The sequence below is a fragment of the Anoxybacillus tengchongensis genome, assembly GCF_014201585.1.
GTDB classification, from domain to species: domain Bacteria; phylum Bacillota; class Bacilli; order Bacillales; family Anoxybacillaceae; genus Anoxybacillus; species Anoxybacillus tengchongensis.
The window spans coordinates 1-12,149 of sequence record NZ_JACHES010000010.1; the positions used below are offsets into that span (position 1 = coordinate 1).

Annotated in this window: 14 protein-coding genes; 2 read left to right on the top strand and 12 right to left on the bottom strand. The window is 41.6% G+C overall.

The window, feature by feature from the left end; all coding sequences use genetic code 11:
- Positions 1-87: 87 nt before the first annotated feature.
- From HNQ82_RS10865 to HNQ82_RS10875, 3 genes are all read right to left on the bottom strand, one after another.
- Positions 88-981: a cation diffusion facilitator family transporter gene (locus tag HNQ82_RS10865; protein ID WP_183249565.1), complete on the bottom strand. Its 894-nt coding sequence runs from the start codon at positions 979-981 to the stop codon at positions 88-90.
- Between the two features lie 83 nt (positions 982-1,064).
- Complete coding sequence (gene secDF, locus HNQ82_RS10870) at positions 1,065-3,311, bottom strand: protein translocase subunit SecDF (RefSeq protein WP_032100185.1); 2,247 nt, start codon at positions 3,309-3,311, stop codon at positions 1,065-1,067.
- 95 nt (positions 3,312-3,406) lie between these two features.
- Complete coding sequence (locus HNQ82_RS10875) at positions 3,407-3,679, bottom strand: post-transcriptional regulator (RefSeq protein ID WP_032100186.1); 273 nt, start codon at positions 3,677-3,679, stop codon at positions 3,407-3,409.
- Between the two features lie 91 nt (positions 3,680-3,770).
- Between HNQ82_RS10875 and spoVB the strand changes: the two genes are divergently transcribed.
- Positions 3,771-5,294, top strand: a complete 1,524-nt coding sequence (spoVB, locus tag HNQ82_RS10880) for a stage V sporulation protein B (RefSeq protein ID WP_183249567.1) — start codon at positions 3,771-3,773, stop codon at positions 5,292-5,294.
- Here the strand turns inward: spoVB and HNQ82_RS10885 are convergent, their stop codons facing one another.
- A complete protein-coding gene (locus HNQ82_RS10885) occupies positions 5,295-5,942 on the bottom strand; it encodes a YetF domain-containing protein (RefSeq protein WP_183249569.1) in 648 nt (215 codons plus the stop codon). It lies immediately after the preceding gene.
- A 90-nt stretch (positions 5,943-6,032) separates the two neighbouring features.
- On the opposite strand from HNQ82_RS10885, the gene HNQ82_RS10890 reads away from it, so the two are divergent.
- Positions 6,033-6,407: a TIGR04086 family membrane protein gene (locus HNQ82_RS10890; protein ID WP_183249571.1), complete on the top strand. Its 375-nt coding sequence runs from the start codon at positions 6,033-6,035 to the stop codon at positions 6,405-6,407.
- Positions 6,408-6,432: 25 nt separating this feature from the next.
- On the opposite strand, the gene yajC is transcribed toward HNQ82_RS10890, so the two are convergent.
- The 8 genes from yajC to HNQ82_RS10930 form a co-directional block, all read right to left on the bottom strand.
- The gene (yajC, locus tag HNQ82_RS10895) at positions 6,433-6,696 is read right to left on the bottom strand and encodes a preprotein translocase subunit YajC (protein WP_006320470.1); all 264 of its coding nucleotides are present in this window, start codon (positions 6,694-6,696) and stop codon (positions 6,433-6,435) included.
- 14 nt (positions 6,697-6,710) lie between these two features.
- On the bottom strand, positions 6,711-7,850 hold the full coding sequence (gene tgt, locus HNQ82_RS10900) for a tRNA guanosine(34) transglycosylase Tgt (protein ID WP_183249573.1): 1,140 nt from the start codon (positions 7,848-7,850) through the stop codon (positions 6,711-6,713).
- A gap of 20 nt (positions 7,851-7,870) precedes the next feature.
- A complete protein-coding gene (gene queA, locus HNQ82_RS10905; RefSeq protein ID WP_183249575.1) occupies positions 7,871-8,902 on the bottom strand; it encodes a tRNA preQ1(34) S-adenosylmethionine ribosyltransferase-isomerase QueA in 1,032 nt (343 codons plus the stop codon).
- A 25-nt stretch (positions 8,903-8,927) separates the two neighbouring features.
- Positions 8,928-9,134 (bottom strand): DUF2905 domain-containing protein, encoded by a 207-nt coding sequence (locus tag HNQ82_RS10910; protein ID WP_183249577.1) that lies wholly within the window; start codon positions 9,132-9,134, stop codon positions 8,928-8,930.
- Entirely contained in the window at positions 9,131-10,129 is a 999-nt protein-coding gene (ruvB, locus tag HNQ82_RS10915) for a Holliday junction branch migration DNA helicase RuvB (protein ID WP_183249579.1), read from the bottom strand. Before ruvB ends, HNQ82_RS10910 begins: the two co-directional genes overlap by 4 nt.
- 12 nt (positions 10,130-10,141) lie before the next feature.
- Positions 10,142-10,735, bottom strand: a complete 594-nt coding sequence (gene ruvA, locus HNQ82_RS10920; RefSeq protein ID WP_032100193.1) for a Holliday junction branch migration protein RuvA — start codon at positions 10,733-10,735, stop codon at positions 10,142-10,144.
- A 111-nt stretch (positions 10,736-10,846) separates the two neighbouring features.
- Complete coding sequence (locus HNQ82_RS10925; RefSeq protein ID WP_183249741.1) at positions 10,847-11,317, bottom strand: BofC C-terminal domain-containing protein; 471 nt, start codon at positions 11,315-11,317, stop codon at positions 10,847-10,849.
- A 61-nt stretch (positions 11,318-11,378) separates the two neighbouring features.
- Positions 11,379-12,116, bottom strand: coding sequence for a YebC/PmpR family DNA-binding transcriptional regulator (locus HNQ82_RS10930; protein ID WP_183249581.1), 738 nt, complete (start codon positions 12,114-12,116; stop codon positions 11,379-11,381).
- Positions 12,117-12,149: the final 33 nt, after the last annotated feature.

The following is a 12,149-nucleotide window of genomic DNA, read 5'->3' on the forward strand; positions in this document are numbered from 1 at the left end:
TTTTCATCTATTTTGCTTACATATCGGACAGGTTCCTGATTATACCAAATCAGGAACCTGTCTTTTTTTCTCCCACAAACATTTTACTCATACTTCATCATATGGATTCATATGCACCATCACATTATGCACTTGTGGAAGCGATAAAAGCTTTTCTTTTACCCTCTTCCCAATTTCATGTGCCTCTGAAACAGTTAAATGTGGTGCGACAGCAATTTTTAAATCAACAACGACGTAATGACCGTGTTGGCGTGCAAAAAGGGAATCGATACGTTTAACTTCTGGAAACGAAAGAACAGCTTCGCGCAAATGCACCGTTTCTTCTTCGTGCCACACATGATCAAGTGCATGATGAATCGACTCTGCTCCTAGTTTCCACGCCATTTTTAAAACGAGCAACGAAACGAATAGCCCTGCAACGGGATCAGCATAAACGAGCCATGGTGCTTGTAAGGTTTCACCTAACATCGCAGCAATAATGCCAATGCATGCTGCAATGGAAGAAAAAACATCCGAACGATGCTCATACGCATTCACAATAATAGCATCGCTTTTAATTTTCTTTCCTAAAGCATACTTGTAGCGAAACATAGCCTCTTTCACAACAATTGACAAAACGACAGCATAGACAGCGAGCATTTTCGGCGGTTCAATGGGTTGAAAAAAAGAAGAAAAAGAAGAAGTACCAATTTCTACTCCGACGAGAAAAAGTAAAACTGCCACAATAATCGCAGCGATCGATTCCGCCTTCCCATGTCCATAAGGGTGATCATCGTCGGGTGGTTGTTTTGCGACACGCAACCCGATCCATACAGCAAGCGATCCTGCTACGTCAGAAGCAGAATGTACCGCATCAGCAATCAACGCCTTACTGTTTGCAATCATCCCAATCCATCCTTTGATTACTGCTAAAACAACGTTGCCAACAACGCCAACCATTGCGGCAAATTGAGCTTGTCGAAAGCGCGCTTGTTCATTCACCCCATTCGCTTCCTTTCCCTTTTGTTTTTTTTAGTGTATCCTATTCACGCTATGAAAAAACGTCGCGGCATGCGCCACGACGTTTATAACTCTGGTTCTGCTTCTAATTGGTCGCGTTTTTGTTTTCCTTTTTTCAATTGCTTTGCTTTCCAAATGAGCCATAATTGCGCGGCAATAAATAGTGAAGAATATGTGCCGGAAATTAAACCAGCAAGCAATGCAAATGAGAAATTACGAATGGCTTCACTGCCGAATAATAAAAGCGCAATGACTGTGAAGACGACCGTTAATACCGTATTGATCGAGCGACCGAACGTTTGTTGTAATGCTTTGTTGACGATGTCTTTTAAATCGTCGACCGTTTTTACTTTCCGCTTTTTCATTAAATAACGAATGCGATCAAACGTCACGATCGTATCGTTAATTGAATAACCAACGATCGTTAACACAGCCGCAATAAACGTTAAATCGACTTCTAAACGAGTTAAACTGAAGAAAGCGATGATGAAAAATGCATCATGCAATAGCGCAACAATAGCTGCAATTGCCATATACATTTCAAAGCGAACTGTTACATAAATGATGATGCCGATAGAAGCGATGAGTACGGAAATAAACGCATTACGCGCTAATTCTTTTCCGACTGTCGGCGATACGGTGCTTACGTTCGGCTCTATTCCGTATTTTTCTTTAAAATGTGATTTTAATTGTGAAATTTCTTTTTGGTCAAGTACCCCAAGAAAACGTACAATGGCCATTTCATTGTTATTGCCAGACAAGACGACATCTTTCGGTTCGAGCTGTAATTGTTTTAACTCTTGCTTCACTTCTTCTGTTGTCAGTGGTTTTTCGCTCATTAAATCAACGCGCGTACCGCTAGAGAAATCAATCCCTAGATTTAATTTTGCAGTTAGCAATAATACAAGCCCGATGGCGAACATTGCTCCTGAAACGATAAAAAATAGCTTACTTCGTTTCACAAAATCGAGACGTGCAAACTTTGTCGGCACATCCGTATCATCTGTCACTTTCGCAATATCTAACACATCTTTTGGATTAACGCCAAAATAATGTGGTTTTTTATCAAACACGCGACTTTTCACAAGCAAACCGAGCAATACACGCGTTCCATATACTGCTGTAATAAAGCTCGCTAAAATACTAATAATGAGCATTGTCGCAAACCCTTTAACAGAGCTCGTCCCGTATGCAAACAAAACAACACCAGCAATAATCGTTGTAATGTTTGCATCTAAAATGGTACCGAAAGAACCGCGATTTCCGATGCGATATGCTGACATGAGCGATTTGCCAAGCTTTAACTCATCTTTAATACGCTCGTATGTAATGATGTTTGCATCGACTGCCATACCAACCCCGAGAATGAGTGCTGCAATTCCCGGTAGCGTCAATACTCCGTTCATCCAATCAAAGACAAGCAAGATGAGATAAATATATACGCTTAATGTAACGACAGCGACAATTCCCGGCAAACGATAAAAAATAAGCATAAACAAAAAGACGAACGCAATGCCGATGACGCCAGCAAAAATCGTTTTTTGTAACGCTTGTTCACCAAACTGCGCACCGACCGATGTGGAATAAATTTCTTTTAACTCAACAGGGAGCGCGCCTGCGTTTAATAAATCAGCTAATTGTTTTGCTTCTTCAACAGTGAAATTTCCAACGATCGAAACATCTGTCTGATTGAACACTTCGTTGACTTGTGCTGCCGAAATAAACTTCGGATGCTCTTTTCCTACTTCTTTTGCGTACGAGTCAACACCTTCGTCGAAATCAAGCCAAATAACAAGCACGTTGTTTGGTGCCATACTTAATACTTTTTGCGTGACTTCTTTAAACTTATTGGCATCTTTTAATTTAATTGCAACACTTGGTTTTCCTTTATCATCAAACGTTTGTTTCGCGCCTCCCTCGACAAGGTCGCTCCCATCCATTAATACGTTGTCATGTACGTCGCGAAACGTTAACTTCGCCTCTGTAGATAAAATTTCACGCGCTTTATTTTGATCCTTCACCCCTGCTAATTGAACGCGAATACGATCGTTCCCTTCTACATCAATGCGCGGTTCGCTCACCCCAAGCACGTTAATGCGTTTATTTAATGCGCTTACCGTGCTAAGCAACACATCTTTCGTAATTTTTTCTCCTTCTTTTGTCGGCTTCACTTCGTATAAAATTTCAAAGCCACCTTGCAAGTCTAAACCGAGTTTAATATTTTTTACGATTTTCTCTGCTGTTGTTCCCATCATGCCGCCTAGTAAAACGACAAGAAGGAAAAAAGCAATGATGCGACTACGTTTTACCATAAAAATCCTCCTCTATTCTGGCGTCTGCCAGAATTTTTACCAACAAAACAAATTATGAATGACAGTACACTTTCTGTCAATTTCCAAACGAACGATTAAAACAATTGTTCTAATTCTGAAAGCCCTTCTTCCGTAAACCAACGGTCGTGCTTTTGCTCCTTTTGGACAACATACGCCATATAATCGCTTGCCCGCAACGATAAAACGTCATTGACAAGCTCAAACAACCGTTTTTCTTCTTTGTTTTTTTTCCATTTTTTCACCATTAAACAATTCCATACATCTTCAATCGTTGCTTGCTCGTAACCGAGCAACTTTAACTCATCTACTTTACTTTGTAGTGCTGGCATTAATTGTTCACGGTTCATATTCATCTCTCCCATTTTGTCATGCTTGGCCAACATGTGCATATATTTCATTGTATAAAAGATGACCGCATTTGAGAAGGTAGGGAGGAACATGTCCAAATTTTTGAAAGGAACGATTATTTTAATTGTTGCGGGATTGTTGACACGCATACTCGGCTTTATTAATCGCATTGTTGTTGCTCGTCTCATTGGTGAAGAAGGCGTCGGGTTATATATGATGGCAGTTCCAACACTTGTGTTAGCCATTACGATTACACAGTTCGGCCTCCCTGTCGCTATTTCAAAGCTTGTCGCTGAAGCGGAAGCAGTGGGCGACAGACGAAAAATAAAAAAAATATTAGTTGTATCCTTATCCATTACAATCGTTTTAAGTATGATCTTTTTCCCAGCCTTACTCGCCACAGCTCCAATAATTTCTAAATCGTTATTTACAGATGCGCGCGTTTATTATCCGCTCATTGCCATTGCACCAGTCGTCCCAATTGTCGCTGTGTCTTCCGTTTTACGTGGATATTTTCAAGGAAGACAGCAAATGAAGCCATATGCGTATTCCCAATTGCTCGAACAGGCAGTGCGCATCACACTTATCGCTGCTTTTACAACCGCTTTTTTGCCATATGGAATCGAATATGCTGCAGCAGGGGCAATGGTTTCTGCAGTCGTTGGGGAATTTGTATCGCTCGTTTATTTATTCATTACGTTTAAACGAAAAAAGCCGATTCGCATTCGTTATCGCTTTTTCGCTTACGTAAAAGAAGGAAAGGATACGTTCGTTTCACTCATGCGCATTGCTGTGCCTACACTTGGAAGCCGAATGATTGGATCAATCGCATGGTTTTTTGAACCGATTGTCGTTGCGCAAAGTTTAGCGCTTGCCGGCATTACTGCCATCCATGCGACAAAACAATACGGGGAGCTTACCGGATATGCACTTCCCCTTTTAATGCTTCCTTCATTTATTACATACGCGCTCGCCACTTCACTCGTTCCAGCAATTAGTGAAGCGGCTGCCCAAAAACAATATCGTTTAATCGAATATCGCTTACATCAAGCTGTACGGTTATCACTTTTAGCCGGGGGACTATCTATTGTTGTGTTGTACGTGTTGGCAGAAGAGCTGATGTATCTTATGTATGGCCCCAATCAAGCAGCAATCTTTATTCAAGCGATGGCCCCGTTTTTCATCTTTTATTACTTGCAAGGTCCACTACAAGCCGTTTTACAGGCGCTCGATTTAGCAAAAGAAGCAATGACAAATAGCCTCATCGGTGCTATCGTTAAAACAGCGCTTATTTTTTGGCTCGCCTCCCAACCATCGCTCGGCATTATGGGTGCTGCGCTAGCCATCACAGTTGGCATAATGATCGTGACACTGTTACATGCGGCAACGATCGTGAAAGCCATTTCGCTTTCTTTGCACGTAAAATCATACATCGCCCATCTCATCGTCATCGTTTCTGTGGCGACAGTTGGACATTGGATCGTTCCGCTTTTACCATTTTCATTGCTTATCAAAACCATTGTCACCATCGCAATCATGACGTTCATATACCTCGTTCTTGCTCAAGCATTTCGTCTAATTGAAAAAGATGAGTTTCGCCAATTGTTTCGATAGTCACTCATCTTTTTCGTCAATATAAAACGTTCCATTTTCATATGTACAATACGAAATGTCGTCCATTCGCTCATATCCGCGTTTTTTTAGTTGTTTAATTAACCATGCGCTCGTTTGGTTGATGAGAGCTAAATGCTCTTCTTGAATGACACCGTCTTTAATAAGCGGTAACGCTAAAGACGGTGTTTTCTTTTTTCCTTTTTCTTTTTCAAATACGGACAGTTTACCAGATGGCTCTAAAATGGCAAACTCGACATCCGCAATGTTTTTAATATTTTTTTCTCGCAATTGAATAAGCAAATCGTCAAAGTTGTATCGTTGTTTTCGCATCGCTTTTTCATCAATTTTTCCGTTGTTGATAATGATCGTCGGTGACCCATCAACGAGACGACGAAACATTTCGCTTTTTAAAGAAAAATATGCAAAAGCAATTTGGGCGATCGTTAATACAATCATCGGCACGATCGTGTGAAAAATCGAGTCTTTTGGCTGTTCAATCGCAATGACTGCCATTTCCCCAATCATGATAAAAACAACTAAATCTAAAATGCTCAACTCACCAATTTCTCTTTTCCCCATCACACGGAAAATAAATAAAATCACCCCATACAATAATAACGTTCGTAAAATAATCGTTACGTACTCCACATTAATCCCCCCTCATTTGTTGTACGTTTTTATTCTAAACAAATGGACGACCGAATATGTTTGTACTAAATGCAGGAAGGAGGGTTACGAATGATTCGTGCTATTTTTCATGGGGTCATAACGATTTTTATAAGCGCTATCCTATGTAGCTTTATATTTGCTGTTTTGTTGAAGTTGACAAGTTATGATGAAACATCGTTGCAATGGGTCATGCACGTTCTCGCATTTTTATCCTTGTTTTTTGGTGGGTTTATTGCAGGTGGGAAAGGAAAAACGCGCGGCTGGATGCTTGGCGGGGCGACAAGCGCCATGTTTACAACGATTATTTTTTTATTTCAATTTCTCGGTATGGATCAAGCGTTTTCGCTCAAACAGTGGGGATACCATGCAGCGTTTCTTGTCACAGCCATCATCGGTGGGATGATCGGTGTCAACGTAGCGACATCTCGTTCACGGAGCGCATAAAAATAAGACAGGCAACAAACCTGTCTTATTTTTCATTCACGACTTCGCGAATCGCCGCACGATCGTATGTAAGACGCGAACCGTCACCAGCGCGAATGACGACTGTATTTTCATCAAGCGAGTCGATGATACCATGCAATCCGCCAATCGTAATGACTTTGTCTCCTTTTTGCAAGTTCGCCTGCATTTGTTGAACAGCCTTTTGGCGTTTTTGTTGCGGGCGGATCAGCAAAAAGTAAAAAATCGCAAAGAATAAAATAAGTGGTAGTAAGCTCGCTACAGTTTCCATATTTTCACCCCTTTCTAAAAGTTTTTCGCATTCGGCTTATTAAAACCGTATTGTTCAAAAAACTGTTCACGGAAATCGCCAAGGCGATCTTCCCGAATCGCTTGTCGCACTTGCTCCATTAATTTTATCAAAAAGTACACATTATGGTAAGATGTAAGGCGGATACCAAATGTTTCATCGCATTTAATTAAATGGCGAATATATGCACGCGTATAATTACGGCACGTATAACAATCACAGTTCGGATCAAGCGGTGAAAAATCACGCGCATATTTGGCATTTTTAATGACGACCCGACCTTCACTTGTCATGACCGTTCCGTTGCGACCAATGCGCGTCGGTAACACACAGTCAAACATATCAATGCCGCGAATCGCTCCGTCAATAAGTGAATCAGGAGAGCCTACCCCCATTAAATAACGTGGTTTATTTGCTGGCAGTAATGGCGTTGTAAATTCCAATACGCGATTCATCACTTCTTTCGGCTCACCAACGGACAAGCCGCCGACCGCATATCCTGGAAAATCAAGCGACACTAAATCGTGGGCACTTTGTTTGCGCAAATCTTCAAACTCTCCGCCTTGTACGATGCCGAATAGTCCTTGCTCATTCGGACGTTGATGTGCTTTTAAGCACCGCTCTGCCCAACGGCTCGTTCGCTCAACTGACCGCTTCATATATTCATGCGTTGCAGGATATGGTGGGCATTCGTCAAATGCCATCATAATATCAGACCCGAGCGCATTTTGAATTTCCATCGCTTTTTCTGGCGATAAAAATAATTTATCACCGTTTAAATGATTTCGGAAATATACGCCTTCTTCTTCAATGCGGCGAAATTCGCTTAAACTAAACACTTGAAACCCACCAGAGTCCGTTAAAATGCCACGATCCCAGTTCATAAATGAGTGGAGACCACCGGCTTCTTTGACGATGTCATGCCCTGGTCGAAGCCATAAATGATACGTATTGCTTAAAATGACGCCTGCTCCCATCTCCTTTAATTCTTCAGGTGAAAGCGTCTTTACAGTCGCAAGTGTACCGACAGGCATAAACATCGGTGTTTCAAACGAGCCGTGCGGTGTATGAAGAATGCCAAGACGCGCGCCCGTTTGTTTACATGTTTTAATGAGTTCGTAACGAATTGGTGTCACATATAGTCCCCTTTCTCAATCTATATAATGAGCATCGCATCACCAAAGCTAAAAAATCGGTAACGCTCTTTTACTGCTTCTTCGTAAGCGCGCAATACATGCTCTCGCCCAGCTAACGCACTAACAAGCATAATGAGCGTCGACTTTGGCAAATGGAAATTTGTAATCATTCCGTCAATGGCACGAAACGTATAGCCCGGATAAATAAAAATGTCCGTCCAGCCGCTTTCAGCAACAAACGTTCCATCGTGACGAGATGCGATCGTCTCCAATGTGCGTGTTGAAGTCGTCCCAACAGCGATAATGCGTCCGCCTTTTGCTTTTACATCGTTCAGCAATTGCGCAGTGCCTTCTGACATTTGATAAAACTCTGCATGCATATCATGTTCTTCAATGTTTTCTACGTTGACCGGACGAAACGTTCCTAATCCGACGTGCAACGTAATAAAGGCAAGATGCACCCCTTTTTTCCGTACATCTTCAAGAAGTTGTTCTGTAAAATGTAACCCTGCTGTCGGAGCCGCAGCTGAGCCTGCTTCACGTGCATAAACAGTTTGATATCTTTCGCGGTCATGAAGCTGTGCTTTAATGTACGGAGGAAGCGGCATTTCGCCAAGCGACTCAAGTACTTCAAGAAAAATGCCATCATATGAAAACGAAAGAATGCGTCCACCATGTTCTAGCTCGGCTACACATGTTGCACGTAAACGACCATCACCAAATGAAAGCGTCGTTCCGATTTTCACGCGCTTCGCTGGCTTGACAAGCGTCTCCCATTGATCGCCATCGAGCTGTTTTAATAAGAGCACTTCAATATGTGCCCCTGTTCCTTCTTTTTCTCCATACAGACGAGCTGGCAATACACGCGTATCGTTTAAAACAAGGCAATCGCCTTCTTTCAAATAAGATAAAATGGAACGAAATGTTGGCTCATGCGTTACTTCGCCTGTTCTTTTATCGAGCACCATGAGACGTGACGCTTCTCGATTTGGAAGCGGGGTTTGGGCAATGAGTTCTTCCGGCAAATAAAAATCAAATAAATCGACTTTCATATCCACGTTCCTTTCTTTAATTCCATCAACGAAAACGACCAATGATATAAAAAATAAGCGATAAAACGACACTTAAAATAATTGATGTCATGATCGGGAAATAAAATGTTGCATTTTCTTTTTTAATGACGATGTCTCCTGGCAAACGTCCAATTTTAATAAATTGCATCAAAAAACCGACAATGATAAGAACGACACCAATAAGCATGATTGTTTTTGGTAAGTTCGTCATTGCGGCACCTCCAAACCGAAATGATTATATGCAAGCGGTGTAACGATTCGTCCACGCGGTGTGCGTTGTAAAAAGCCGATTTGTAACAAATACGGTTCATATACATCTTCAATCGTTTGCGCCTCTTCTCCAATCGTTGCTGCAATCGTTTCTAATCCGACTGGTCCACCGCGGAATTTTTCCATCATGCTTTTTAGTAGTTTATGGTCAAGATGGTCTAATCCTAAACGATCAACTTGCAATTGCTCGAGCGCCTCATTTGCTAAAAGAAACGTAATCGTCCCATCACCGCGCACTTGAGCAAAATCGCGTACACGTCGCAACAATCGGTTCGCGATACGCGGTGTACCTCGTGAACGACGTGCAATTTCAAACGCTGCTTCTTCCTCGATTTCTACCGCAAAAATGTGCGCCGTTCGTTTCACAATGTGCGCGAGCTCATCAGAAGTATAATATTCTAAACGACTTAACACACCAAAACGATCACGAAGCGGAGCAGAGAGTGCGCCAGATCTTGTTGTTGCCCCTACGAGCGTAAATGGCGGCAAATCGAGACGGACAGAGCGAGCAGCCGGTCCTTTGCCGATGACAATATCTAAACAAAAGTCCTCCATTGCTGGATACAATACTTCCTCCACTGCTCGCGGCAAACGATGTATTTCATCAATAAATAGTACATCACCAGGCTCAAGCGTTGTTAAAATGGCAGCTAGATCCCCAGGGCGCTCAATCGCTGGTCCGGCTGTTGTACGCAATTGTACACCCATTTCATTTGCAATAATAGCGGCAAGCGTCGTTTTTCCAAGCCCCGGCGGCCCATACAACAACACATGATCAAGCGTCTCTCCGCGCATTTTCGCTGCTTCAATAAATACGGTTAAGTTTTCTTTTACTTTTTGTTGTCCAATATATTCCCGTAACTGTTTTGGGCGAAGACTGTATTCAAGCGATGCATCATCATAGTCAGCTGCGCTTGAAATGAGACGCTCTTCCATCATGCATCCCCCTTACTTCAGTAGTTTTTGTAAAGCGAGCTTAATATATCCTTCTGTCGATAACCGCTCTTGTTTTAAAATCGGCACGACTTTTTGAATTTCTTTGTCCGAATAACCGAGCGCCTTTAACGCTTCAAGAGCTTCAGAAAGCGAGTCTATCGCTTCAAACGGTTCTGTAAATAAATTTGGGAAAGCATCAGGTACAATGGCTTGCAGTTTTCCTTTTAAATCTAAAATCATTTGCCGTGCTGTTTTCTTCCCGACGCCTGGAAACTTACATAAAAACTTATCATCTTCTGCTTCAATCGCTTCAACCAATTGCTCAAGCTGGCCAGCCGCTAAAATGGCGAGCGCCCCTTTCGGTCCGATGCCTGATACTTGCAATAGTTTAGCAAATAACGTTCGCTCTTGGCGAGTGTGAAATCCGTAAAGCGCAAGCACATCTTCACGCACATAATGATATGTATATACGATGATCTGTTCCTGTTTGCTAATGTGAAATGAAAACGGATTTGGGGTAAAAATTTGATAGCCTATTCCATTATTTTCAACGACGATATATTCCGGACAAACGTAATCGACGTATCCACGAATAAATTCAATCAACGGCTCGTCCTCCTTTTCCCACGCCTTTCATTTTAACATAAGATGAGAAAAGCGGAAAGCGTACAGCAAGACACGATTAAACATATAAAAAAGCCCGCTTGATGTGCGGGCTTATTTTCCAAACGGCTCATACGCTTCAATGACGCGTTTGTAATTTCTTTTCGAACGAACAGAAATGCCTTTTTCTAATTTCTCCCGTTCATGACTTTCAAGTTTTTTTACATCAATTTGAAAAAACGACTGGATCACGCGAGAGGATTCACCTGGCTTTCCTTCAAAAATAGAAAGTGTTCCATCTTTAGTAAGACCGAAATATCCTGCTTTCGTTAATGGTGACAAATCGTCAACATATCGTTGAAAAACAATTTGCTCGTCATCCATATTGACCAGATGCCAATCTTTATATTTGTTCCAAATGTCTTTCATCGATGTTACCGTTTCTTCCTTTATTTCCTCACTCACTTCCCCATCCATATATACGGTCTCTAAAATGATTGTCATGTGTACAGAGGATGCACTCTGTGCAAAAAATAAACTAAGCCATAGTGTCAGTACAATATTCATCGTTCTCACCTCATTCATATGTTGACCATTTTCTCCAAAATTAAACGGTCTTGCCATCGCAAGACCGTTTATTCTAACTTTATTCTAACATCGATTCATCTAAGTTATGATAAATTTCTTGTACATCATCATCGTCTTCAAGCATATCAATCAGTTTTAACATTTTCGTTAAATCGTCACCTGTTAACGTCGTATACGTTTGCGGAATCATTGTTATTTCAGCTGTTGCAAATACAAATCCTTGCGTAGCTAACGTATTTTTTACTTGCTCGAACTGTTCTGGGGATGTATAAATTTCAAATGAGTCTTCCGTCGTCTCCATTTCATCTGCGCCAGCTTCAATCGCTTGTAACAACATCTCATCTTCATCTATATCTAAACCTTCACGTGCGATGACTATTAATCCCTTTCGATCAAATAAATACGAAACGCATCCCGTCTCTCCTAAGTTTCCACCATTTTTTGAAAATGCTACACGAACGTTGGAAGCTGTCCGATTTTTATTGTCGGTTAAGCAAATAACCATGACCGCTACGCCGCCTGGTCCATACCCTTCATAACGAATTTCCTCATAATGTGTATGCTCTTGATTTCCCGTTGCTTTTTTAATCGCACGTTCAATATTTTCGTTCGGCATGTTAGCCGATTTTGCTTTTTCAATCGCAAGACGCAACGTAGCGTTTGTTGTTGGATCGCCACCGCCCATTTTGGCCGCCACGTAAATTTCCTTCGCCAATTTCATAAATAGTTTTCCACGTTTCGCATCTTGTGCGTTTTTGCGACGTTGAATATTTTTCCACTTAGAATGTCCTGCCATTCGGATCCCCTCTCATATGTGAAAAATGTCCAT